The organism is Pseudomonas morbosilactucae (assembly GCF_023241665.1).
GTDB lineage: Bacteria > Pseudomonadota > Gammaproteobacteria > Pseudomonadales > Pseudomonadaceae > Aquipseudomonas > Aquipseudomonas morbosilactucae.
The window spans coordinates 471,157-496,383 of sequence record NZ_JALQCX010000011.1 but is presented as its reverse complement, the minus strand read 5'-3'; the positions used below and the strand labels follow the sequence as shown (position 1 = coordinate 496,383).

The window sequence follows — 25,227 nt, the reverse complement described above, 5'->3', positions numbered from 1 at the left end:
CGCCGAGCAGGCAGAGGCCGGACAACAGAACGATTTTCAGGCGAATGGACAGGGCGTCGAACATAGGGGGCAAACTCGCGAATGGACGGGCAATCGGGGAGCCGGGGGAGGCTCCGGTCGCCAAGTCCATTCAGCGCTATCCCTCGAACATCGGCTTGGCCGGCCGTTGTGTGAGACGCAGCCGACGAGCGGTCATAGACGGCAACAGGCGGGCCCCGTGTCTAGGCATCACCCGGGGCGAGGGAGGGCAGGCGTTCCGGTCGTGACCAGATCCACAGGTTGCCCAGGGCCATGCCGGCGATGGCCAGGTACATCGTCCAATGGTGGGTGAGCAGGGTCAGCATCAGGCCGGCGCACAGCAGCATGCTCAGGGTGGCACTGACCTTGGCGCGGCGCTGGATGATCCGGCCATTGCGCCAGTTGTTGAGAATCGGGCCGAACAGCCGGTGCTGTTCCAGCCAGGCGCTGAGCCGGGGCGAACTCTTGGTGGCGGCCCAGGCGGCCAGGAGGATGAACTCGGTGGTCGGCAGCCCGGGCACGACGATAGCGACCAGGCCGATGGCCAGGCTGGTGTAGGCCAGCAGGGCGAACAGCAGGCGCGAGAGTCGGGAGCGGGGGCGAGGTGTAGGGGTCATGGCTTCGATGATGAGGTGTCGAGCGGGGAGCGCTCAATCCTGATGACGCGGCGGTCCGATCAGTGGCCCGTGCGGGCAAGCTCGCGGCCAGGTGGCCAGCTTGCCCGCGATCGACGGTTTATGCCAGTTCGGCGGTGTCGGCGTAAGCCTGTTCGAGCAACACGGTAAAGCGGTTAAAGGCATCCAGGGCGCCCTGGTCGGCGGCGGCCTCTTCTTCGGCGCTGAAGGTCAGGCCATCGAGGGTCCTGACGAACTGCTTCCAGCCTTCGGCGCGACCGCCGGCCGGTTCGCCCAGGTGCCGGGCCCCGAAGCTGTCACTCAGGCCCAGGCCCACGGCCCGTTTGATCAGGAAGGCGGCGCCGAGCTTGGAGCCTTCGGAGACGAACAGCCAGCCCAGGGCTTCGGCCCGGCTCGGGTTGTGCACTGCGCCGGGTACGGGTGCAGGGACGGCGGTGTCGAGGTCGGCCAGGTCGGCCTTGGCGGCATCGGCCCGGCAGCGAGCGGCCAGGTCCGGCACCAGGGCAATCAATTTCGGGTCGTTGTACAGCCCCACCAATTCCGACTGGAACAGGTATTGGGCGACGACGAAACGGGCGAAGCTGCTGCGCGTCTCGAAGGGCGCGTGGGCCTTGACCAGGGCATCAAGCTTGGCGTGGGGTTCGTGGGTGATCTGGTTCAAGCGCTGAGAGCGCAGGGTGGCGCGTTGCGGGGAGTCCTGGGTGGTCATGAACAAGTCCTGGGGAATGAGCGGCACATAAGTGACTAGACGAATAACGGCGCCTGGCACCGTAAAAAAACATCCGCGGCTCCCAGGGTAGGGAGCCGTGGACGGGAGCGGGGTCAGATATCCCAGATCAGGTTGACCGAGACGTTACGCCCCGGGGCGGTGAGGCGGTCGAGGTTGGCCGGGTTGAGCACACCGGCCTCGCCGACGCCGTCGTAGCCGCGCACGTCGTCCCAGTTCCAGTACTTCTTGTCAGTCAGGTTGTAGAGACCGGCGTTGACGGTGACGTCGTCGGTGACCTTGTAGTAGCCGCTCAGGTCGAGGATGCCGAAGCCCGGGGTCTTGAACTGGCTGCTGCTGACCAGGCCGTCCGGGGCCTTGAATGAGCTGTCGTCGACCCGGTCCTTGCGCTTGACCAGGGTCCAGCTCAGCAAGGCGCCGTAGGTGTCCTGCTCGTAGCCCAGGCCAAACACGCCCTTGAGCGGGTTGACGCTGTTGAGCGGCTGGCCGCTGTCGTCGTTGCGGCCGTAGGCATAGGCCACCGAGCCTTGGGTGTAGAGACCGGGGGCGGCGCCCAGGGCATCCAGATTGAGACGGCCTTTGACTTCCGCGCCCTTGATGGTGGCGTGCTTGATGTTCTCGGATTGGAACTTGACCTGGCTGTAGCCGGGGGCAATGGCGTCTTCGTTAATGAAGTCGCGGTACTTGTTATAGAACACCGCCACATCGAAGTTGCCGTGCTCGAAGTTACCCCGCAGGCCGGTCTCCCAGCTTTTGCTCTTCTCCGGTTTCAGGTCCGGATTGGGCTCTACCGAATACCCCGCACCCGGGTTCTCGAAGCGGCCGTACAAGGCCTTGGCGGTCGGCGTGCGGAAGCCTTCGGCGTACTGGCCGTACCAGGTGTATTGGTCAGTCAGGGCGTAGGTCAGGCCGAACTTGGGCGACAGGCGATGCCAGGTTTTTTCGCTGTCATCGATCTCGGCAGCGGTGCCCCCGGCGGTCCTGATGGTGTTGATGAACTCATCGGTCACGTGGGGTTTGAGCTGGGTGTAGTCGTAGCGCAGGCTGGGCAGGAAGGTCCAGTCGTTCCAGTGGATCTGGTCCTGCACGAACAGCGCGTAGGTGTTGATGGTCGGGTCCGGGAAGTCGCTGGATTTGGCGATGCTGTCCGAGGCTGTGCCGCTGGGCGCGCCGATCGCGGTGCAGGTGCCGGCCACGTTCAGGCAGGTCGCGGTGCCGTAGCGGTAGCCGGTCACTTTCTGTTGCTTGAGGGTGGTGCCGTAGGTCAGCAAGTGGTCGGTGTCGGCGATGGTAAAGGCCTTGTCCAACTGAGCGTCGAAGACCCACTGTTTTTCCTGATAGAGGGTGTCGCGGGTACGGGCCACGCGACGCCCAACCTGGTAGATCTCATCGGCGTGCTGGTCGGTCTTGGCGGTCTGGTAGTTCAGGCTCCACTTGAGCCGGTCCGCCAGCAGGCTGTCCAGGGCAAAGCTGTGTTCCAGGCCGAAGCGCTCGCGGGTGATGGTGTCGTTGGCGGTGCGGGCGCGATACCAGTTGGTGCCCACGCCGTTGAAGAACATCCCGCCGACCACGCTGCGCTGGTTGCTGTCGCGGTCATCCTTGTAGCGCTCGTAGGTCAGGCCCAGGCGCGAGTCGTCGTTATAGTTCCAGCCCAGCTTGGCCAGCACGTTGGTGGTGCGCACGGTTTCCGGGTTGGCTTCGGTGCGGTCCAGGCCGGTGCCGCCGGTGCTGCCGTAGGATTCGGTTTCGCGCCCGTTGCGCTGGCTCAGGTGCAGCAGGCCGTCGAACTGATCCTGGCGCCCGGCAACGGTGGCGGAGGTCAGCCAGCTGTTGTTGGCCGAGCTGTAGCCGGTCTTCAGGCGGGCACCGACGTCCTGGCCGGGCTTGATGATGTCGTCCGGGTCGAGGGTGAAGTAGCTCACGGCGCCACCAATGGCGTTGCTGCCGTAGAGCGCCGAGGCCGGGCCACGGAGGATTTCCACGCGCTTGATGATTTCCGGGTCGACGTAGTTGCGATGGGTCTCGGCGTAGGGGCCGTTGAAGAAGCTGTTGGGCACCTCGACGCCGTCGACCTGAGTGAGGATCCGGTCGCCGTCGATGCCGCGAATGTTGTAGCCGCTGATACCGCCGCCGCGCAGGCCGGCGCCGCCCACCGAAACCCCCGGCTCATAGCGGGTCAGTTCCTTGATGTTGTTGACGTTCTGCCGGTCCAGTTCACGCCGCTCCTGGACGCTGACGGTGCTGGGGACCGTGGTCACGTCCTGCTCCTGGCGGGTGGCGCTGATGGTCATCTGTTGCAGGTTCACCACGTCGGCGGTGCTGCGTTTTTCCAGGACGATGTTGTTGCTGCCCAGCTTGCGGTAGCTCAGGTTGGTGCCGACCAACAGGCGATCCAGGGCTTTCTCCGCGCTCAGCGAACCGCGCACGCCGGGGGAGGTGACGCCTGTGCCCAGTTCGGCCGGCAGGCCCACTTGCCAGCCGGTGACCGCGGTAAAGGCGTTGAGCGCCGAGACCAGCGGCTGCTGTTCAATTGCAAAGCGGTAATCGCCCATGCTGTGCCTGGACGGGGCTGGCGCCTCGGCGGCCAGGACCGGCGCGGCGTGGGCTCCGGCCAGCAGGATGGCGGCGGTCAGCAACGACAGCGTGCTGTGTTGCAGGCGCGAGGCAGGGAAGGTGGATCGGCTGTTGAGGCGAAGGGACATCGATAGCGCTCCGGGTCGCACGAATCTTATAGGTGCAGGCTCGCATTAAAAATGCGAATCAATTGCATTGGCTATAACGAGACGTCTGACCCTCGGCTATCGCGTAAAAATAATTATTCTCAGTTGAGAATCACCAGTGCCGGGTACTCCGAAACCCGTGCCGAGGTGATCTGGGCGAGGGAGCGCACCACGTCCAGGGGCTGGTCGAGGCGGTAGTTGCCGGTGACCGCAACCTGGGCCAGGCGCGGGTTGTTGTTGACGATCCAGCCGGGGTAGTAGCGCTCCAGTTCAGCCAGGACCTGGCTCATCGGGCAGTTCTCGAACACCAGTCGGCCCTGGACCCACGCCAGGTCGGTGTTCTGGTCGAGTTTGGCCGGGCGGTCGAAACCATTGGGGCCGACGCGGATGCTTTCCCCGGCGGACAGACGCACCCGGGCATCGTTATGGGCGGCGCGCAGGTCGACATCGCCACGCTGCACCTGGACCTGGGCCACGCCGTCCAGGTAGCGCACGGCGAAGCTGGTGTCGCGCACGCTGGCCTTGACCGGGCCGGCTTCCAGTTCCAGGGGTTGCTCGCGATCGCCCGGGACCTCGAAAAACGCCTCGCCCTGGTACAGCCGTGCCACCCGTTGGCCTTCGTCGATGTGGCTGGAGAACGCCGAATTGGTGTTGAGCAGCACTTTCGATCCGTCCGCCAGCTGCAGGCGTTGGCGTTCACCGACCTGGGTCAGGTGGTCGGCCTGCAGTCGCAAGGGCAGGTTGCTGAAGCTGAACAGGCCGAGGATCAGCACCGCGGCGGTGGCCAGGGGTTTCCAGTGCGGTCGCAAGCGTGCCAGTGGGCGGGCCCGGCGCCGGGCATTGAGGTGACCGGCGGCCTGCTGCACCACGGCGCCATTCCAGATCGCCTCGGCCTTGGCAAAGGCCGGAGCGTTGAGCGGCGAGGCGGCCAGCCAGTCCTCGAACTGCCGGGTGTGTTCCGCGCTCGGGTTCTCCAGCTTGATCAGCCAATCCAGCGCCTGATCCATGGCAAGGTTGCTTGATGTGTTCCCGGCCGGGTGGGGCGGCTGAGAGCGGTGAATATCCGTCACGGGTGTTCCTTGGCTGCGTGTGTGCACAGCTGTTTTTTTAGAAGAAAGGCGAAAACCGCTGAAAGGGTAGCAAAGGGCTGGCCCTGGCGGGTGATCCCGATGCCGGCCGGCGTAGGGGCTCAATACTCGTTCAAGCGTTCGGCGACACCCATGCAGATGGCCATGATCAGCTTGAGTTCCTTTTGCACGGTGCTGGGGGACACGCTCAGTTGATCGGCGATCTCCTGGTAGCTCTGGCCGTGCAGGCGGCTGAGGATGAAAATCCGCTGCTGGCGCGTGCTGAGCTGGTTGAGGCTGATGTTCAGGCGCTCGAGCAGCTGTTCGGCGTGGGCCGCGTCTTCGGCACTGCTGGTGGGGGCGGCGACGTTTTCCACGACATCCAGCGGCACATCGTCCAGCAGTGTGCGGGCCTGAATGCGCCGTGCCCGCAGGTGATCCAGGGCCAGGTTGCGGGCGGTCTGGAAGACGAAGGGTTCCAAATGATCGATCGGGCGCTCGCTCAAGGCCCGGGTCACGCGCAGGTAGGTTTCCTGCAGCAGGTCCTCGGCGGTGCTGTGGTTGTTGACCATCCGCTCCAGGGTACGCAGCAGGGAGATTCGTTGGGTGAGAAAGACATGATTGAAGCGAGATTGACTCACAGCAGGGCCTGATCCAATTTTTCCAGCAGATGATAATGCTTATCATCTGCGCACTTGGTCAAGCCCGATGTGAATCAGCGTCGGGCGGCGAGGTAGGCCTGGTAGTCGGGAATTCGATGGCTGTGGGCCTGGCTCATCAGCGGGCTGCTGAGCAGGTAGTCGGCGCTGCATTCGTTGCAGGCCACCGGGATATTCCACACCGCCGCGACCCTGAGCAGGGCCTTGATATCCGGGTCGTGGGGCTGGGGCTCGAAGGGGTCCCAGAAGAACACCAGCATGTCGACTTTCTGCTCGGCAATCTGTGCGCCCAACTGTTGGTCACCGCCCAGGGGGCCGCTGATCATGCTCTCCACCGGCAGCCCCAGGCGCGTGCTCAGCAGCAGGCCGGTGGTGCCGGTGGCAACCAGGTCGTGCTCGGCGAGCTGGGCCTTGTGCCGCTCGGCCCAGCCCAGCAGAAATACCTTGCAGTGGTCGTGGGCGACCAAGGCGATGCGCTTGCGCGCCGCCATGGTCTTTTCCGTGAAGCTGATCCCGATCATCGGTTGCTGTTCCACAAGTGGCCCCTTACTCGGCGTTGCACAGCGCCAGGCAGTTATCCAGCATGCGGTTGGAGAAGCCCCACTCGTTGTCGTACCAGGCCAGGACCTTGAGCAGCTTACCGCCGCTGACTTTGGTGTGGTTGGCGTCGAAGATCGACGACAGCGGGTTGTGGTTGAAGTCGCTGGAGACCAGCGGCAGGGTGTTGTAGCCGAGGATCTTCGAGTGCTGGGCCGCGTCCTTGAGCAGGGCGTTGACCTCTTCGGCGGTGGTGTCGCGCTTGAGTTGCACGGTCAGGTCCACCAGGGACACGTTGATCACTGGAACGCGCACGGCCATGCCGGTCAACTTGCCCGCCAGTTCCGGCAGCACCAGGCCCACGGCTTCAGCGGCGCCGGTCTTGCTCGGGATCATGTTCTGGGTGGCCGAACGCGCGCGGTACGGGTCGGTGTGGTAGACGTCAGTGAGGTTCTGGTCGTTGGTGTAAGCGTGGATGGTGGTCATCAGGCCGCTTTCGATGCCCAGCTCGCGGTGCAGCACCTGGGCCACCGGTGCCAGGCAGTTGGTGGTGCACGAAGCGTTGGAAATAACCTGGTGCGACTGGCGCAGAATGTCGTGGTTGACGCCATAGACCACGGTGGCGTCGGCGCCTTTGGCCGGGGCCGAGATAATCACTTTGCGGGCGCCGGCGGTAATATGCGCGGCGCTTGGCACGGTCGGTGAACAGACCGGTGCATTCGAAGACCACGTCAATCTTTTCGGCGGCCCAAGGCAATTCGGCCGGATTGCGAATGGCGCTGACGGCGATACGGTCGCCGTTGACGGTCAGGCTTTCCTGATCGTGCTGGACGTCGGCATCGAAGGTGCCGTGGACGGTGTCGTATTTGAGCAGGTGGGCATTGATCGAGCTGTCGCCCAGATCGTTGATGGCGACGATCTGCAGGTCCTGGCGATAGCCTTGGGTATAAAGTGCGCGCAGGACGTTACGGCCGATACGGCCAAAACCATTGATTGCGATTCGAAGAGTCATAAACAAACGCCTGTCGTGTTTTGTTGTTGGAATTACAAGATTATTCGCATAAAAATAGAAAACAAGCCTTTTTAGTGGCAATATTTTGTTTTATCTACAACGAGTGACCTGAATCAACTGGTCCAAATGGTCAAGAAAACGGCTGCCATCCCACTGCAGCGGTGTTTTGATCAGCATAGACAAACAGGTCGCCACATCCGTTAGCCTGGAGTTCTACACATGCATCCCCGCGTTCTTGAGGTCACCGAACGGCTTGTCGCCCGTAGTCGCACCACTCGCGAGGCCTACCTCGCCCTGATTCGTGGCGCCGCCAGCGACGGCCCGCAACGGGGCAAGCTGCAGTGTGCGAACTTCGCCCACGGCGTGGCCGGTTGCGGCACTGAAGATAAAAACAGCCTGCGCATGATGAATGCCGCCAACGTGGCAATTGTTTCGTCATATAACGACATGCTCTCGGCGCATCAGCCTTACGAGCATTTTCCGGAACAGATCAAAAAGGCCCTGCGCGAGATCGGCTCCGTCGGCCAGTTCGCCGGTGGCACGCCCGCCATGTGCGACGGCGTGACCCAAGGCGAGGCCGGCATGGAGTTGAGCCTGCCGAGCCGTGAAGTGATCGCCCTGTCCACGGCGGTGGCGCTGTCCCACAACATGTTCGACGCGGCGCTGATGCTCGGTATCTGCGACAAGATCGTTCCGGGCCTGATGATGGGTGCCCTGCGCTTTGGTCATTTGCCGATGGTCTTTGTGCCGGGTGGGCCGATGGTCTCGGGCATCTCCAACAAGCAGAAAGCCGATGTGCGTCAGCGTTACGCCGAGGGCAAGGCCAGCCGCGAAGAGCTGCTGGAGTCGGAAATGAAGTCCTACCACAGCCCGGGCACCTGCACCTTCTACGGCACCGCCAACACCAACCAGTTGCTGATGGAAGTCATGGGCCTGCACTTGCCGGGCGCCTCGTTCGTCAACCCCAACACGCCGCTGCGTGATGCGCTGACTTACGAAGCCGCGCAGCAGGTCACGCGCCTGACCAAGCAGAGCGGCAACTTCACCCCGATCGGTGAGATCGTCGACGAGCGTTCCCTGGTCAATTCCATCGTGGCCTTGCACGCCACCGGCGGTTCCACCAACCACACCCTGCATATGCCGGCCATCGCCCAGGCGGCGGGTATCCAACTGACTTGGCAGGACATGGCCGACCTTTCCGAGGTGGTGCCGACCCTGTCCCACGTCTATCCGAACGGCAAGGCGGACATCAACCACTTCCAGGCGGCCGGGGGCATGTCGTTCCTGATTCGCGAACTGCTGGAAGCCGGCCTGCTTCACGAAGACGTCAACACCGTGGCCGGTCGCGGCCTGAGCCGTTACACCCAGGAGCCGTTCCTGGAGAACGGCAAGCTGGTGTGGCGCGATGGCCCGATCGAGAGCCTCGACGAAAACATTCTGCGTCCGGTGGCCCGTGCGTTCTCGCCTGAGGGCGGCCTGCGGGTGATGGAAGGCAACCTCGGTCGAGGGGTGATGAAAGTCTCTGCCGTGGCCCCGGAACACCAGGTCGTCGAAGCTCCGGCGGTGGTGTTCCAGGACCAGCAAGACCTGGCCGATGCGTTCAAGGCCGGCGAGCTGGAAAAGGACTTTGTCGCGGTGATGCGCTTCCAGGGCCCGCGCTCCAATGGCATGCCCGAGCTGCACAAGATGACGCCGTTCCTCGGCGTGCTGCAGGACCGCGGCTTCAAGGTGGCGCTGGTCACTGACGGACGCATGTCCGGTGCGTCGGGCAAGATCCCGGCGGCCATCCACGTCAGCCCCGAAGCCCAGATGGGTGGTGCGCTGGCCCGGGTGCTGGACGGCGACATCATCCGTGTGGATGGCGTCAAGGGCACCCTGGAGCTTAAGGTGGACGCCGATGAATTTGCGGCCCGCGAGCCGGCCAAGGGCCTCTTGGGCAATAACGTGGGCACCGGCCGCGAACTCTTCGCCTTTATGCGCATGGCCTTCAGCTCGGCGGAGCAGGGCGCCAGCGCCTTTACTTCTGCCCTGGAGACGCTCAAGTGAAACTGGCCCTGGTCGGTGATATCGGAGGAACCAACGCGCGGTTTGCGTTGTGGAAAGACCAGCAACTGGATTCGATCCAGGTTCATGCCACGGCGGATTACCCGAACCCCGAAGCGGCGATCACCGCTTACCTCAAGGACCTGGGCCTGGCGCCCGGGGCCATTGGTTCGGTGTGCCTGTCGGTGGCGGGGCCGGTCAGCGGGGATGAGTTTCGCTTCACCAACAACCACTGGCGCCTGAGCCGCAAGGCCTTCTGCCAGACCTTGCAGGTGGAGCGGCTGTTGCTGGTCAACGACTTCTCGGCCATGGCCCTGGGCATGACCCGCTTGCAGCCTGATGAATTCCGCGTGGTCTGCGAAGGCGTTGCCGAGCCGTTGCGCCCGGCTGTGGTGATTGGCCCAGGCACCGGGCTGGGGGTCGGCACCTTGCTCGATCTGGGCGAGGGGCGCTGGGTGGCCTTGCCCGGGGAGGGTGGCCACGTCGACCTGCCACTGAGCAGCCCACGGGAAACCCAACTTTGGCAGCACATCCACAGTGAAATCGGCCACGTCAGTGCCGAGACGGCCTTGAGCGGCGGCGGCCTGCCCCGTGTTTATCGGGCGATCTGCGCGGTGGACGGGCATGTGCCGGTGCTGGACACCCCCGAGGCGATCACCGCCGCGGGCCTGGCCGGCGACCCGATTGCCCGGGAAGTGCTGGAGCAGTTCAGTTGCTGGCTGGGGCGTGTGGCCGGCAACAACGTGCTGACCACCGGCGGGCGTGGCGGGGTGTACATCGTCGGTGGGGTGATTCCGCGCTTTGCCGACTTTTTCATCCAGAGCGGCTTTGCCCGGTGCTTTGCCGACAAGGGCTGCATGAGTGATTACTTCAAGGGCATTCCCGTGTGGCTGGTGACTGCGCCGTACTCCGGGCTGACCGGTGCCGGTGTGGCCCTGGAGCAGGCGCAGGGCTGATCCCCTGATCGCTGGCAAGCCAGCTCCTGCGGGAGTTGGCTTGCTGGCGATGCTCCTCCTTGCCAACCACATCAATCCACATTTCCTCGGGCATAATCGCGCTCCATCCATAACAACAAGGACGGCCCACATGAGCTCTGTCAGTAAGTCGATTTTGTTGGTTGACGATGATCAGGAAATTCGCGAGCTGCTGGAGACGTACCTCAGCCGTTGCGGTTTCCAGGTGCGCAGCACGCCCGACGGTGCCGGCTTTCGCCAGGCTCTGAATGAGGCCAGCAGCGACCTGGTGATTCTCGATGTGATGTTGCCCGATGAAGACGGCTTCAGCCTGTGCCGCTGGGTGCGTCAGCACCCGCGCCATAACCAGGTGCCGATTATCATGCTCACCGCCAGCTCCGATGAGGCCGACCGTATCGTCGGCCTGGAGTTGGGGGCCGATGACTACCTGGGCAAGCCCTTCAGCCCCCGGGAGTTGCAGGCGCGGATCAAGGCCTTGTTGCGTCGTGCCCAGTTCGCCCAGGAACGCAGCAGCGGCGAGGTGCTGTGCTTCGACGACTGGCGGCTGGACATGATCAGCCACCGGCTGTTTCACAACGACGGCGAGGAGGTGATTCTCTCCGGTGCCGACTTCGCCCTGCTCAAGCTGTTTCTCGATCATCCCCAGGAAATCCTCGACCGCGACACCATCGGCAACGCGACCCGTGGTCGCGATCTGATGCCCCTGGATCGCATCGTCGACATGGCGGTCAGCCGCCTGCGTCAGCGCCTGCGTGACACCGAAAAACCGCCGCGACTGATTCGCACCGTGCGCGGCAGCGGTTATCAATTGGCAGCCAGTGTGGTTGCCAGCCATGGCCACTGAACACTTCGCTCGTTGGCTACGGCGGGTGCCAGTACCGCGTTCGCTGCTCGGCCGGATGCTGTTATTGACCCTGCTGGCGGTGCTGTTCGCCCAGGCCTTGTCGAGTGTGATCTGGGTCTCTCAATTGCGCGCTACCCAGCTCGAAGGCCTGGTCACCAGCGCCCGCAGCCTGGCCCATTCGATGACCGCCAGCGTCAGTTACTTGCGTTCCCTGCCCGTGGCCTATCGGCCCTTGGTCCTGGACCAGCTGCGCAGCATGGGCGGCACCCGGTTCGTCGTGACCCTCAACGACAAGCCCCTGGGCATGCAGGTGCTGCCCTCGACGCCGCGCAAGGAAGCGGTGCTGCGAGCGGTGGACCAAGTGCTGCGCCAGTCCCTGGGCAGTGACGCCGACCTCTCGGTGACCTTTGTCAGCCCCGATGACCTGCGCATCTTCAACGGCGGTCTCAAGCTCGATGAGTTGCCGCGTTCCTGGGCTCACTACGCCCTGACCCTGGAACCGGTCAATCCGCCGGTGCTGGTGACCCAGATCCAGATGGCGCCGGGGGAGTGGCTGTACATCGCCTCGCTGTTGCCGGAGCCCTACACCAGCCTTGAAGAGCAAGGCCTGCCGGCGCAGCAGGTGTGGTTCATCCTGCTGACCAGTGCCTTTCTGTTGCTGTTTATCGGCCTATTGGTGCACTGGCAAAGCCGGCCCCTCAAGCGCCTGGCGCGGGCCGCGCGGGACATGTCCCTGGGCGCCGATGTGGAGCCGGTGGCCGAAGGCGGCGGCAGCGAAGTGGTGGAAGTGGGGCGTGCGTTCAACGCCATGCGTGAGCGCATCAGCCGCTACCTGACCGAACGTAGCCAGTTGTTCAGTGCCATCTCCCACGACCTGCGTACTCCCATCACCCGCCTGCGCTTGCGGGTCGAGTTGCTGGAGGACGAACGGCTGCAAACCAAGTTCGGTCGCGACTGGATGAGTTGGAGTTGCTGGTCAAGGGCGCGCTGCAGTGCGTCAAGGACACGGACATCCACGAGAACATCGAATCTGTGGACCTGAACCAGGTGATCGATTGCCTGGTGGAGCCTTACCTGGCCCCCAACGGCAATGGTCGGGTCACTCAGGAAGGCCGGGCGCTGGCCGGTTACCCGGGCAAGCCCCTGGCGCTCAAGCGCTGCATGGGCAACCTGATCGACAACGCCCTGAAGTACGGGCAGAACGCCCACCTGTACATCGAGGACGACGACAACGGTTTTGTCCTGCACGTTGATGATGAAGGCCCCGGCGTGCCGCAACAGCGCCTGGAGCAAGTTTTCGAACCGCACTTCCGCCTGGCGGGCCATCAGCAAGGCTACGGCCTGGGCCTGGGCATCGCCCGCAACATCGCCCACAGCCACGGCGGCGAAGTCAGCCTGCAGAACCTGCGCGAAGGTGGCCTGCGCGTGACCTTGTACCTGCCACGGACCTTTGATTGATCAGGCGGCATCGGCGCTTGTAGGCGCTGGCTTACCAGCGATTCGGCCTCCAGAACGCCATTGCCCTCACGGGCGTCATCGCCAGCAAGCCGGCTCCTACAGGTTTTGTGGGGCATGACCTTTGTAGGAGCTGGCTTGCCAGCGATTCGGCCGCCAGACCGCCATCGCCCTCACGGGCGTCATCGCCGGCAAGCCGGCTCCTACAGGTTTTGTGGGGCATGGCTTTTGTAGGAGCTGGCTTGCCAGCGATTCGACCGCGAGAGCGACATCGCCCTTACGGGTGTCATCGCCGGCAAGTCGGCTCCTACAGAGGCGGGCAGGGGAATGTCACGGGTTGGTGACATTTCCTGTGTCCTTCGTTACCTGCTGCGGGCGATAGCTTGATTAGACTCAGGCCTTCGATAAAAACAACAACAGGTCACCCATGGACTCTTCCTCCCAGCCGTTCAGCCGTTGGCTGAACGCGCCTGCACACCATTCCTGGCTCGCCGCTGAAGGCTTGCGCCTGCTGGATTTCGCCAAGGCTTCGCGGCTGGCCGAAGGCTTCGGCAATCTGGACGCCCAGGGCCGCTTGCCCGCTGATGCCCGCGCCGAAACCATGAACACCGCGCGCATGACCCACAGCTTTGCCATGGCCCATATCCAGGGGCTGCCGGGCTACGCCGACTTGGTTGACCACGGGATTGCGGCCCTGGCCGGGCCGCTGCGGGACGCTGAACATCGCGGCTGGTTCGCCTGTGCCGGGCACCGTGATGGCAACACCGGCAAGGCCGCCTATCTGCATGCCTTCGTTGCCCTGGCTGCCAGCTCCGCGGTGGTCGCCGGGCGCCCGGGTGCCCAGGCTTTGCTTGAAGAGGCCATGGGGGTCATCGAGGCGCACTTTTGGAGTGAAGAGGAGGGTGCGCTGCGCGAATCCTTCAACCGCGACTGGAGTGAAGAGGAAGCCTATCGTGGCGCCAACAGCAACATGCACGCCACCGAAGCCTTTCTCGCCCTGGCCGATGTCAGCCAGGACCCGCGCTGGCTCAACCGCGCCCTGCGCATCGTCGAACGGGTGATCCACCACCACGCCGCGGCCAACGATTTTATGGTGGTCGAGCATTTCGACCTGGCCTGGCAGCCCCTGCGGGACTACAACCAGGCCTGTCCCGCCGACGGCTTTCGTCCCTTCGGCACCACCCCAGGTCACGGTTTTGAATGGGCCCGCCTGCTCTTGCACCTAGAGGCTGCGCGAGGGCAGGCGGGCATGCTGACCCCGGGCTGGCTGCTGTCCGATGCCCAGCAGTTGTTTGCCAGCAATGTGCGCCACGGCTGGAACGCGGACGGTGCCCCGGGCATCGTCTACACCCTGGACTGGCACAACCGGCCCGTGGTCCGCCAGCGCCTGCACTGGACTCATGCCGAAGCCAGCGCCGCCGCCAGTGCCTTGCTCAAACGCACCGGCGACCCCCAATACGAAACCTGGTACCGGTGCTTCTGGGAGTTTTGCGAGGCCCATTTCATCGACCGGGTCGACGGCAGCTGGCATCACGAACTGGGCCTGGACAATCGCCCCAGCGCCGAGATCTGGGCAGGCAAGCCCGACCTTTATCACGCCTGGCAGGCGGTGCTGATTCCGCGGTTGCCGTTGGCACCGAGCATGGCCTCGGCATTGGCCGAAGGCTCTAACTCGCGGCTTATGTAACCATGTGGTGACATTTGTCCGTCGCTTCGTTACCTGTCGGCTCGACTACCCTGTTTAAACTCCTGTGCAGCGCAAGCACCAGACTTGCATGCATAACAACAAGAAAGGTACTTCAGATGAATGCGATTTCTCGCCTCGCCACTGTCATTTCCCTCGCCTCATTGTTTCCCCTGAATGCGCTTGCCGCCGATTCCAAAGGTTCTGTGGAAGTCGTGCATTGGTGGACGTCGGGTGGCGAAAAAGCAGCGGTCGATGTGCTCAAGGCCCAAGTCGAAAAAGACGGCTTCACCTGGAAGGACGGCGCTGTCGCCGGTGGCGGTGGCTCCACTGCCATGACCGTGCTGAAAAGCCGTGCCGTGGCCGGTAACCCGCCGGGCGTTGCCCAGATCAAAGGCCCGGACATCCAGGAGTGGGGCAGCACTGGCTTGCTCAGCACCGACACCCTGAAAGACGTCGCCAAGTCCGAAAAGTGGGACGAGCTGCTGTCGAAAAAAGTCTCTGACACCGTCAAGTTCGAAGGCGACTACGTGGCCGTGCCGGTGAATATCCACCGGGTCAACTGGCTGTGGATCAACCCGGAAGTGTTCAAGAAAGCCGGGATTGATAAAGCCCCAACCACCCTCGAAGAATTCTATGCCGCCGGTGACAAGCTCAAGGCCGCCGGCTTTATCGCCCTGGCCCACGGCGGCCAGCCATGGCAGGACAGCACCGTGTTCGAAGACGTGGTGCTCTCGGTCATGGGCGCCGATGGCTACAAGAAGGCCCTGGTCGACCTGGACCAGAAGACCCTGTCCGGCCCGGAGATGACCAAGACTTTCACCGAGCTGAAAAAACTCACCGGCTACATGGACCCCAACCGTGCCGGGCGTGACTGGAACATCGCCGCCGCCGACGTGATCAACGGCAAGGCCGGCATGCAGATGATGGGTGACTGGGCCAAAAGCGAGTGGACCGCGGCGAAGAAAATCGCCGGCAAGGACTACCAATGCGTACCGTTCCCGGGCACCGAAAAAGCCTTCACCTACAACATCGACTCCCTGGCGGTGTTCAAGCTGAAAGCGGATCGCAAAGGCGATATCGCCGCTCAGCAGGACCTGGCCAAAGTGGCGTTGGGCAAGGACTTCCAGAAGGTCTTCAGCATCAACAAGGGTTCGATCCCGGTGCGCACGACATGCTTAACGACATGAGCGGCCTGGGTTTCGATTCCTGCGCGCAAGCGGCAGCCAAGGACTTCCTGGCTGACGAGAAGACCGGCGGCCTGCAACCGAGCATGGCGCACAACATGGCCACTTCCCTGGCTGTGCAGGGCGCGATCTTCGACGTGGTCACCAACTTCATGAACGACAAGGATGCGGACCCGGCCAAGGCCAGTGCGCAGCTGGCATCGGCCGTCAAAGCCGCCCAGTAATCCCCGGCTCGTCCACCTCACCCTCTGTAGGAGCCCGCTTGCGGGCGACGCGGTGTGCCTGACACACCGCAGCGCCTGCCTCGCCGGCAAGCCGGTTCCTACGTTTTAACTGGATTATTGCGATGAGCTCTGTGGCGGTTTTCAGCAAAGCTTCACCGTTCGATGCGCTGCAGCGCTGGCTCCCCAAGTTGGTGCTGGCGCCGAGCATGCTCATCGTGCTGGTGGGTTTCTACGGTTACATCATCTGGACGTTCATTCTGTCCTTTACCAATTCCAGCTTCATGCCGACCTACAAATGGGTTGGCCTGCAGCAATACATGCGTTTGATGGACAACGACCGCTGGTGGGTGGCGAGCAAGAACCTCGCCCTGTTCGGCGGCATGTTCATCGGTATCAGCCTGGTGCTCGGGGTGTTCCTCGCGGTGCTGCTGGACCAGCGGATTCGCAAGGAAGGCTTCATCCGCACCATCTACCTGTACCCGATGGCGCTGTCGATGATCGTCACCGGTACCGCCTGGAAATGGCTGCTCAACCCTGGCCTGGGCCTGGACAAAATGCTGCGTGACTGGGGCTGGGAAGGCTTCCGCCTGGACTGGCTGGTGGATCAGGATCGGGTGGTCTACTGCCTGGTGATCGCCGCGGTGTGGCAGGCCTCGGGGTTTGTCATGGCGATGTTCCTGGCGGGCCTGCGTGGGGTGGATCAGTCGATCATCCGCGCTGCCCAGGTCGACGGTGCGAGCCTGCCGACCATCTACCTGAAGATCGTACTGCCGAGCCTGCGCCCGGTGTTTTTCAGTGCCTTCATGATCCTCGCCCACATCGCCATCAAGAGCTTCGACCTGGTGGCCGCGATGACCGCAGGTGGCCCGGGCTACTCCTCCGATCTGCCGGCGATGTTCATGTACTCCTTCACCTTCAGCCGTGGCCAGATGGGCATCGGTTCGGCCAGCGCCATGCTGATGCTGGGCGCTGTGCTGACCATCCTCGTGCCGTACCTGTACTCCGAGCTGCGAGGCAAGCGCCATGACTAACCCGATTGGCAAACCGACCCTCAATTTCAGTCGCATCGCCATCTACGCCACCTTGCTGCTGGCAGCGGCGGTGTACCTGATCCCGCTGGTGGTGATGCTGCTCACCAGCTTCAAGACCCCGGAAGATATCCGCACCGGCAACCTGCTGAGCTGGCCCACCGTGATCGACGGCATCGGCTGGCTCAAGGCCTGGGACACCGTGGGTGGCTACTTCTGGAACTCGGTGAAGATCACCGTGCCGGCGGTGCTGATCTCGACCTTTATCGGCGCGATGAACGGCTACGTGCTGTCGATGTGGCGCTTCCGCGGTTCGCAGTTGTTCTTCGGCCTGCTGCTGTTCGGCTGCTTCCTGCCGTTCCAGACGGTGCTGCTGCCGGCCTCATTCACCCTCGGCAAGTTCGGCCTGGCCAACACCACCACCGGCCTGGTGCTGGTGCACGTGGTCTACGGGCTGGCCTTCACCACGCTGTTTTTCCGCAACTACTACGTGAGCATCCCCGATGCGCTGGTCAAGGCCGCGCGCCTGGACGGTGCCGGGTTCTTCACCATCTTCGGCAAGATCCTGCTGCCGATGTCGGTGCCGATCGTCATGGTGTGCCTGATCTGGCAGTTCACCCAGATCTGGAACGACTTCCTGTTCGGCGTGGTGTTTGCCAGCGGCGACGCGCAACCGATCACCGTGGCCCTGAACAACCTGGTCAACACCAGCACCGGGGCCAAGGAATACAACGTTGATATGGCGGCGGCGATGATCGCCGGGCTGCCGACACTGCTGGTCTACATATTCGCTGGCAAGTATTTCCTGCGTGGGCTGACGTCCGGCGCGGTCAAGGGGTAAAAGATGGCAACTCTCGAATTACGCAACGTCAACAAGACCTACGGCGCTGGTTTGCCGGACACGCTGAAGAACATCGAACTGAAGATCGATGACGGCGAATTCCTGATCCTGGTCGGCCCCTCGGGTTGCGGCAAATCGACCTTGATGAACTGCATCGCCGGCCTTGAGAACATCAGCGGTGGGGCGATCCTGGTGGACGATGCCGACATCAGCGGCATGAGCCCCAAGGACCGTGACATCGCCATGGTGTTCCAGTCCTACGCGCTGTACCCGACCATGAGCGTGCGCGACAACATCGCCTTCGGCCTGAAGATCCGCAAGATGCCTGCCGCCGAGATCGACGAAGAAGTGGCCCGGGTGGCCAAGCTGCTGCAGATCGAACACTTGCTGACGCGCAAGCCCGGCCAGCTTTCCGGCGGCCAGCAACAGCGTGTGGCCATGGGCCGGGCCTTGGCGCGGCGGCCGAAGATCTACCTGTTCGACGAACCACTGTCCAACCTCGATGCCAAGCTGCGGGTCGAGATGCGCACCGAAATGAAGCTGATGCACCAGCGCCTGAAAACCACCACGGTCTACGTCACCCATGACCAGATCGAAGCCATGACCCTGGGGGACAAGGTGGCGGTGATGAAGGACGGGATCATCCAACAGTTCGGCACGCCCAAGCAGATCTACAACGACCCGGCCAACCTGTTCGTGGCGAGCTTTATCGGTTCGCCGCCGATGAACTTCATCCCGTTGCGCCTGCAGCGCAAGGACGGCCGCCTGCTGGCCTTGCTGGACAGTGGCCAGGCGCGCTGCGAGCTGCCCCTGGGCATGCAGGACGCCGGGCTTGAAGACCGTGAAGTGATCCTCGGCATCCGCCCGGAGCAGATCAGCCTGGCCGGCACTGAAGCCAATGGCCTGCCGACCCTGCGCGCCGAAGTCCAGGTCACCGAGCCCACCGGTCCGGACACCCTGGTGTTCGTCAACCTCAATGGCACCAAGGTCTGCTGCCGCCTGGCGCCGGACGTGGCGCCGCAAGTGGGGGAGAACCTGACCCTGCAATTCGACCCGGCCAAGGTCTTGCTGTTCGACGCCAAGAGTGGCGAGCGCCTGGGGGTTACGGCCGTGCCTGCGGCGCAGGCTGCAACGGGCAACGTGGCGCAATTCAAGGGGCGTTGATGAATCCGTGGCGGGTGGCCTGTCATCCGTCGCAATCGCTGTAAACCGCGTTAGATAAAAACAGTTAATAACAATAAAGACGAGGATGTAGGGATGACAAAGAAACACACCAACACACGCTTGCTCTGCCAGCTGTCAGCGGTAGCCGCACTGGTTCTGTCGGCCAACGCGATGGCGGACGAGGCGTTCAGTGCCGACTCCAAGTGGATGACCGGCGACTGGGGTGGCGAGCGTACCAAGCTGATCGAGCAGGGTATCGACATCAAGGCCGACTACGTCGGTGAGGTGGGGAGCAACCTGCACGGCGGCTACAACAACGACAAGACCGCGCGTTATGCCGACCAGTTTGGCTTGGGCGTGGCGCTGGACCTGCAAAAGCTCTGGGGCTGGGATAACACCCAGGCCAAGATCCAGCTGACCAACCGTAACGGTCAGAACATCTCCAACGACCGCGTTGGCGACCCGCGTGCCGGCACCCTGAGCTCGTCCCAGGAAGTCTACGGCCGTGGCCACATGGTGCGTCTGACCCAACTGTGGGTGCAGCATCAGTTCCTCGACGGCAAGCTGGACGTCAAGGCCGGTTATTTCGGCGAAGGCGAAGACTTCAACACCTTCCCTTGCGAGTTCCAGAACCTGGCCTTCTGCGGTTCCCAGGCGGGTAACTGGGCGACTGGCATTTGGTACAACTGGCCGGTCATGCAGGCGGCGTTGCGCGTGAAGTACAACATCACGCCTGAGTTGTATGCGCAGATCGGTGCGTACAACCAGAACCCGTCGCAACTGGAACACGGCAACGGTTTCAAACTCAGCGGCAGCGGCACCAAAGGCACCGTGTTGCCGGTTGAATTGGTCTGGTCGCCGAAGCTCAATGGCTTGCCGGGCGAATACCGTGTGGGTTACTACAAGAGCACGGCCGACGCCAATGATGTTCGCGAAGACGTCAACGGCGCTGACGCTGCGACCACCGGTAATGCCTACCGCGTACGCAACAGCAAGAGCGGTTACTGGGGTGTTCTGCAACAGCAACTCACCACCCACAATGGCGACGCTTCCCGTGGTCTGAACATCGCCGCCAACGCGACGTTCCACGACAAGGACACCAACTTCGTCGACAACTATCAGTCGCTGATGTTTGTGTACAAGGGGCCATTCGACGCCCGTCCAAAAGACGACGTCGGCATCGGTTTCTCGCGCATCCATGTCAACGATGACGTGAAGAAAAACACCGAGCTGGCCAACGCCGCTGCAGGTGTGACGGACTACGATGACCTGGCGTTCTCGCCGGTGCGTGACACCGAGTACAACTACGAAATCAACTACGGCTTCCACGTCACCAACTGGCTGACCGTGCGTCCCAACCTGCAATACATCACCCATCCGGGTGGTGTGGACCAAGTCGACAACGCGCTGGTCGCCGGCCTGAAAATTCAGTCGGTGTTCTAACGCGCTTGCGATAAGCTCCCTCTCTATGTGCGCATTTCGCGGACGGCCCAGGCTGTCCGCTTTTTTTTGAGGGCGGCGCCTCCTCGGGTTCATGAGTTCAGGACTGCGGCACATGCACGAGCATCCGCTACAACGCTTTTTCAAATCCTTGCGCGAGCGCCCGGTGTTTGCCTGGGAGCGCTATCAACTGCGCGACGTCCTGGTGATCGACCATCCCCTGTGCCAGGCGGTGTTCAGTCGCCAGGGCGCGCAATTGCTGCATTTCCAGCCGCCGGCCAGAAACCCTGGTTGTGGTGCGCGGCCAAGTGGCCGCAAGTCGGGGCGATCCGTGGCGGGGTGCCGGTGTGCTGGCCCTGGTACGGCCGCCATCCCAGCGAAAATGCCTGGCCGTCCCACGGGTGGGCGCGGCTGATCGACTGGAAGCTTCTGGACAGCAGCAGTGACGACGATGGCGTGCGCCTGCACTGGCAGTTGCAGTTGTGCGACTGGAAGGTCGACTTGCATGCGCACCTGGGGGAAACCATGGATCTGCGCCTGAGCACTGAGCATCAAGACAGCGAACCTTGCCAATTGAGCCAGGCTTTGCACGCTTACTGGCGTATTGGTGACGTTGGTGAGGTAGCGCTGTCTGGGCTCGACGGTGCGCAGGGTTACGACCAGTTGAACCGCCAGGCTTGCCAGCAGAAAGGCGAGTTGCGAGTGGAGGGCGGGTGTCAGCGGGTGTTCCAGCACGAGGGCGAATTGCAGCTCAAGGACAGCGCCTGGCAGCGTGAGCTGCACATCGATACCGGGGAGTGCGGCGACACCGTGGTCTGGCACCCAGGCCATCGGCCGTTGCTGGGGGTGAGCTGGAACGAGGTGTCAGGCTTTGTCTGTGTCGAGGCTGCCAGCGGCGGCACTGACAGCCTGTGCCTGGCCCCCGGGGAGCAGGCGCACTTGAGCCTGCAGGCGCGGGCGGTGGCCTAGGCTCCCTGTGGGAGCCGGCTGGCCGGCGATGGGCTCGACTCAGTTGAACTCGTCGCCCACCGGATAGCGGCTGGCGTTGAGGCTTTCCTTGATCTTGCGCAGGTGCGGCTGGAAGTCCACGCCACGGCGCAGGGTCATGCCGGTGGCCAACACGTCGAGCACGGTGAGCTGGATGATCCGCGACGTCATCGGCATATAGATGTCAGTGTCTTCGGGCAACGGAATGTTCAGGCTCAGGGTGCTGGCCTTGGCCAGTGGCGAGTTTTCCGCCGTCAGCCCCAGTACCGAAGCGCCGTTTTCCCGGGCAATGCGCGCCACCTCCACCAGTTCGCGGGTGCGGCCGGTGTAGGAAATGATCACGAACAATTCGCCGGTGTGGGCCACCGAGGCGATCATGCGCTGCATCAGCACGTCGGCATGGGCCGTCACCGCCAGGTTGAAGCGGAAAAACTTGTGCAACGCATCCATTGCCACCGGGGCCGAGGCACCGAGGCCGAAGAAGTGGATTTGCCGGGCCTGGATCAACAGATCGACGGCCTTGCTGATCAGATTCGGGTCCAGGGCCTGGCAGGCGCTGTCCAGGGAGGCGATGGCACTGCCGAAGATTTTTTGCGTGTAGGCTTCGGGGTTGTCGTCGGCCTCTACGGCGCGGCTGACGTACGCGGCGCCGCTGGCCAGGCTCTGGGCCAACTGCAACTTGAGTTCCGGGTAGCCGCTGACGCCGAACGAGCGGCAGAAGCGGTTCACGGTCGGTTCGCTGACCGAGGCGGCCTGGGCCAGCGCGGCGATGCTGAAGCGGGTCGCCTGCTGCGGGTTGAGCAGGATGACCTCGGCGACTTTACGTTCGGCCTTGTTCAAATCTTCAAGGCGGCTCTGGATCTGTTCCAGGAGGTTTCGCACGCGGTCCATATATGTTCCTTAGATCGGCTATGCAAATAGGGCCTTTGAAGCGGCCCGTGGCGGTGGCCTATCCTACTGATGGCCTTGACTGACCACCACACGCAATCTGCATTTTGAGAAAATGTTGTGTTTATTACTACATTTTCCCTTGAGTGATGCCTTGAAAAAAGGTATTTGTAGCTTAACTTGATAAAAGAACAAACATCATGCCTTCGATAACGGTTGAACCCTGCACCTTTGCCTTGTTCGGCGCGCTGGGGGATCTGGCGCTTCGCAAACTCTTTCCTGCCCTGTATCAACTCGACGGTGCCGGTCTGCTGCATGAGGACACGCGCATTCTTGCCCTGGCCCGTGAAGCGGGCAGCGAGCAGCAGCACCTGGCGTTTATCGAGGCTGAGCTGCGGCGTTACCTGGGCGCAAAGGACATTGATGCCCAAGTGCTGGAGCGTTTCCTAGCACGCCTGAGCTACCTGCATGTGGACTTCCTCAAGGCCGATGACTACGTGGCCCTGGCCGAACGTGCCGGCAGCGCGCAGCGCCTGATCGCCTATTTCGCCACCCCGGCGGCGGTGTACGGCGCCATCTGCGAGAACCTGTCGAAGGTTGGCCTGAACGAACACACCCGTGTGGTGCTGGAAAAACCCATCGGCTCGGACCTGGACTCGTCGCGCAAGGTCAACGACGCGGTGGCGCAGTTCTTCCCGGAAAACCGCATCTACCGCATCGACCACTACCTGGGCAAAGAGACGGTGCAGAACCTGATCGCCCTGCGTTTCGCCAACAGCCTGTTCGAAACCCAGTGGAACCAGAACTACATCTCCCACGTGGAAATCACCGTGGCCGAGAAGGTCGGCATCGAAGGCCGCTGGGGCTACTTCGACAAGGCCGGCCAGCTGCGGGACATGATCCAGAACCACCTGCTGCAACTGCTTTGCCTGATCGCCATGGACCCGCCAGCGGACCTGTCCGCCGATAGCATCCGCGATGAGAAGGTCAAGGTGCTCAAGGCCCTGGCGCCCATCAGCCCGGAAGGCCTGACCACCCAAGTGGTGCGCGGCCAGTACATCGCCGGCCACAGCGAAGGCAAATCGGTGCCCGGGTACCTGGAGGAAGAAAACTCCAACACCCAGAGCGACACCGAAACCTTCGTTGCCCTGCGGGCCGATATCCGCAACTGGCGTTGGGCCGGGGTGCCGTTCTACCTGCGCACCGGCAAACGCATGCCGCAGAAGCTGTCGCAGATCGTCATCCACTTCAAGGAACCGTCGCACTACATCTTCGCCCCCGAGCAGCGCCTGCAGATCAGCAACAAGCTGATCATCCGCCTGCAACCGGACGAAGGTATTTCCCTGCGGGTGATGACCAAGGAACAAGGCCTGGACAAGGGCATGCAGCTGCGCAGCGGACCGTTGCAGCTGAATTTTTCCGATACCTATCGCAGTGCGCGGATCCCCGACGCCTACGAGCGGTTGTTGCTGGAAGTGATGCGCGGCAATCAGAACCTGTTTGTCCGTAAAGATGAAATCGAAGCCGCGTGGAAGTGGTGTGACCAGTTGATCGCCGGGTGGAAGAAGTCCGGTGATGCACCCAAGCCCTATGCGGCCGGGTCCTGGGGGCCGATGAGCTCCATTGCACTGATCACGCGGGATGGGAGGTCTTGGTATGGCGATATCTGAATTGCAACTGCCCGCGGGCGTACGCGCCCACGAGTTCCGCAGCCCGACGCTGTTGGCCGAAGGCCTGGCGCTGAACGTGGCCGAACAACTGCGCCAGGCCATTGCTGCGCGCGGCACCGCGACCCTGGTGGTGTCCGGCGGCCGCAGCCCGGTGGCCTTCTTCCAGAGCCTGGCCAAGCAGGACCTGGACTGGGCAAACGTCGTCGTGACCTTGGCCGACGAGCGCTGGGTCCCGGTGGAGCACGCGGACAGCAATGCCGGCCTGCTCAAGCGTTATCTGCTCCAGGGCGCGGCGGCCAAGGCCCAGTTCCTCAGCCTCTACAGCCCGGCAGCGAACCTTGACCAAGCGGCGCAGCAGGCTGATCGCCTGTTGGCTGAACTGCCCGGTATCGACGTGCTGGTGCTGGGCATGGGCGACGACGGCCACACCGCGTCCCTGTTCCCCAACAGCCCGAACCTGGCGGAGGCGCTGGATGTTGCCGGCACCCGCCGTTGCTGGCCGATGCTGGCGCCGAGCGTGCCCCATCAACGCTTGACCATGAGCCGTGCGCTGCTGGCTTCGGCCAGGCTCAGCGTGCTGTCGATTGCCGGTCAATCCAAATTGACCACCCTGAGTGCCGCTTTGGCTGACGACGATGTCGCCGCCATGCCGGTGCGTGCCTTTTTGCAACCTCCGTTAGAGATTTACTGGTGCCCATGAGCCAAGGATCAGCCGCTATGACAAACCCAAGCCCGACCGTTTCCATGGCGGACAAAGTTGCCCTGATCGATAGCCTCTGCGCCAAGGCGCGGATTCTTCCGGTCATCACCATCGCCCGCGAACAGGACGTGCTGCCTCTGGCCGACGCTCTGGCTGCCGGCGGCTTGACCGCCCTGGAAGTGACCCTGCGTTCGCAGTACGGCCTCAAGGCCATCCAGATCCTGCGTGAGCAGCGTCCGGAACTGGTCACTGGTGCCGGCACCGTGCTGGATCGCAGCATGCTGGCCGCAGCCGAAGCGGCCGGTTCGCAATTCATCGTCACGCCCGGCATTACCCGTGACCTGCTGCAAGCCAGCGTCGACAGCTCGATCCCGCTGTTGCCGGGCATCAGCAACGCCTCCGGCATCATGGAGGGCTACGCCTTGGGTTATCGCCGCTTCAAGCTGTTCCCGGCGGAAGTCAGTGGCGGCGTGGCGGCGATCAAGGCGTTGGGCGGCCCGTTCGGTGAGGTGAAATTCTGCCCGACCGGCGGCGTTGGCCCGGGCAACATCAAGAGCTACATGGCCTTGAAGAATGTGATGTGCGTGGGCGGTAGCTGGATGCTCGATCCGGAGTGGATCAAGAACGGCGACTGGGCCCGCATCCAGGAGTGCACCGCCGAGGCGCTGGCCCTGCTGGATTGATGCTTTAACCCGATTTCGTTGGTGTGTTCTACGGCTTTAC

General features: G+C 63.0%; 18 protein-coding genes and 4 pseudogenes. 14 read left to right on the top strand and 8 right to left on the bottom strand.

Annotated elements, in window-relative coordinates; all coding sequences use genetic code 11:
• Nucleotides 1–221: 221 nt before the first annotated feature.
• The 7 genes and pseudogenes from M1B35_RS08930 to gap all read right to left on the bottom strand — a co-directional run bounded on the left by M1B35_RS08930 (nt 222) and on the right by gap (nt 7,375).
• Nucleotides 222–635, bottom strand: coding sequence for a YbaN family protein (locus M1B35_RS08930; RefSeq protein ID WP_123328565.1), 414 nt, complete (start codon nt 633–635; stop codon nt 222–224).
• Nucleotides 636–753: 118 nt separating this feature from the next.
• Nucleotides 754–1,362, bottom strand: a complete 609-nt coding sequence (locus tag M1B35_RS08925; RefSeq protein WP_268261716.1) for a biliverdin-producing heme oxygenase — start codon at nt 1,360–1,362, stop codon at nt 754–756.
• Nucleotides 1,363–1,475: 113 nt separating this feature from the next.
• Complete coding sequence (locus M1B35_RS08920; protein ID WP_268261715.1) at nt 1,476–4,082, bottom strand: TonB-dependent receptor; 2,607 nt, start codon at nt 4,080–4,082, stop codon at nt 1,476–1,478.
• Between the two features lie 119 nt (nt 4,083–4,201).
• Nucleotides 4,202–5,170 (bottom strand): FecR family protein, encoded by a 969-nt coding sequence (locus M1B35_RS08915; RefSeq protein WP_268261714.1) that lies wholly within the window; start codon nt 5,168–5,170, stop codon nt 4,202–4,204.
• Nucleotides 5,171–5,289: 119 nt separating this feature from the next.
• On the bottom strand, nt 5,290–5,808 hold the full coding sequence (locus M1B35_RS08910; protein WP_123328561.1) for an RNA polymerase sigma factor: 519 nt from the start codon (nt 5,806–5,808) through the stop codon (nt 5,290–5,292).
• Between the two features lie 74 nt (nt 5,809–5,882).
• Entirely contained in the window at nt 5,883–6,347 is a 465-nt protein-coding gene (locus M1B35_RS08905) for a methylglyoxal synthase (protein WP_123328560.1), read from the bottom strand.
• Between the two features lie 25 nt (nt 6,348–6,372).
• Nucleotides 6,373–7,375 (bottom strand): annotated as a pseudogene (gene gap, locus M1B35_RS08900) (type I glyceraldehyde-3-phosphate dehydrogenase).
• A gap of 219 nt (nt 7,376–7,594) precedes the next feature.
• Here gap and edd point away from each other — a divergent pair.
• The 11 genes and pseudogenes from edd to M1B35_RS08845 all read left to right on the top strand — a co-directional run bounded on the left by edd (nt 7,595) and on the right by M1B35_RS08845 (nt 21,228).
• A complete protein-coding gene (gene edd, locus M1B35_RS08895) occupies nt 7,595–9,421 on the top strand; it encodes a phosphogluconate dehydratase (RefSeq protein ID WP_123328558.1) in 1,827 nt (608 codons plus the stop codon).
• A complete protein-coding gene (locus tag M1B35_RS08890; RefSeq protein WP_268261713.1) occupies nt 9,418–10,374 on the top strand; it encodes a glucokinase in 957 nt (318 codons plus the stop codon). The genes edd and M1B35_RS08890 overlap by 4 nt, the downstream gene beginning before the upstream one ends.
• Before the next feature lie 130 nt (nt 10,375–10,504).
• On the top strand, nt 10,505–11,236 hold the full coding sequence (locus tag M1B35_RS08885; protein WP_123328556.1) for a response regulator: 732 nt from the start codon (nt 10,505–10,507) through the stop codon (nt 11,234–11,236).
• Nucleotides 11,226–12,694, top strand: a pseudogene (locus M1B35_RS08880) (ATP-binding protein). Before M1B35_RS08885 ends, M1B35_RS08880 begins: the two are co-directional and overlap by 11 nt.
• A 424-nt stretch (nt 12,695–13,118) precedes the next feature.
• Nucleotides 13,119–14,378, top strand: a complete 1,260-nt coding sequence (locus M1B35_RS08875; protein ID WP_123328554.1) for a D-mannose isomerase — start codon at nt 13,119–13,121, stop codon at nt 14,376–14,378.
• Between the two features lie 116 nt (nt 14,379–14,494).
• Nucleotides 14,495–15,786, top strand: a pseudogene (locus tag M1B35_RS08870) (ABC transporter substrate-binding protein).
• 122 nt (nt 15,787–15,908) lie between these two features.
• The gene (locus M1B35_RS08865; protein ID WP_110748844.1) at nt 15,909–16,817 is read left to right on the top strand and encodes a carbohydrate ABC transporter permease; all 909 of its coding nucleotides are present in this window, start codon (nt 15,909–15,911) and stop codon (nt 16,815–16,817) included.
• Nucleotides 16,810–17,655, top strand: coding sequence for a carbohydrate ABC transporter permease (locus tag M1B35_RS08860; RefSeq protein ID WP_123328552.1), 846 nt, complete (start codon nt 16,810–16,812; stop codon nt 17,653–17,655). Before M1B35_RS08865 ends, M1B35_RS08860 begins: the two co-directional genes overlap by 8 nt.
• A 3-nt stretch (nt 17,656–17,658) precedes the next feature.
• Entirely contained in the window at nt 17,659–18,819 is a 1,161-nt protein-coding gene (locus M1B35_RS08855) for an ABC transporter ATP-binding protein (RefSeq protein ID WP_123328551.1), read from the top strand.
• A 93-nt stretch (nt 18,820–18,912) separates the two neighbouring features.
• Nucleotides 18,913–20,262, top strand: coding sequence for a carbohydrate porin (locus tag M1B35_RS08850; RefSeq protein ID WP_123328550.1), 1,350 nt, complete (start codon nt 18,913–18,915; stop codon nt 20,260–20,262).
• Nucleotides 20,263–20,374: 112 nt separating this feature from the next.
• A pseudogene (locus M1B35_RS08845) lies at nt 20,375–21,228 on the top strand (D-hexose-6-phosphate mutarotase).
• 39 nt (nt 21,229–21,267) lie between these two features.
• On the opposite strand, the gene M1B35_RS08840 reads toward M1B35_RS08845, so the two are convergent.
• Nucleotides 21,268–22,128 (bottom strand): transcriptional regulator HexR, encoded by an 861-nt coding sequence (locus tag M1B35_RS08840; RefSeq protein ID WP_185039093.1) that lies wholly within the window; start codon nt 22,126–22,128, stop codon nt 21,268–21,270.
• Nucleotides 22,129–22,334: 206 nt separating this feature from the next.
• Here M1B35_RS08840 and zwf point away from each other — a divergent pair, with 206 nt between their 5' ends.
• Genes zwf through M1B35_RS08825 form a run of 3 tightly spaced genes read left to right on the top strand, consistent with a single transcriptional unit; the run spans nt 22,335 to nt 25,187 of the window.
• Nucleotides 22,335–23,804 (top strand): glucose-6-phosphate dehydrogenase, encoded by a 1,470-nt coding sequence (gene zwf, locus M1B35_RS08835; RefSeq protein WP_123328547.1) that lies wholly within the window; start codon nt 22,335–22,337, stop codon nt 23,802–23,804.
• A complete protein-coding gene (gene pgl / locus M1B35_RS08830) occupies nt 23,791–24,504 on the top strand; it encodes a 6-phosphogluconolactonase (RefSeq protein WP_123328546.1) in 714 nt (237 codons plus the stop codon). The genes zwf and pgl overlap by 14 nt, the downstream gene beginning before the upstream one ends.
• A 17-nt stretch (nt 24,505–24,521) precedes the next feature.
• Entirely contained in the window at nt 24,522–25,187 is a 666-nt protein-coding gene (locus M1B35_RS08825; RefSeq protein WP_123328545.1) for a bifunctional 4-hydroxy-2-oxoglutarate aldolase/2-dehydro-3-deoxy-phosphogluconate aldolase, read from the top strand.
• The last annotated feature ends 40 nt before the right edge of the window (nt 25,188–25,227 follow it).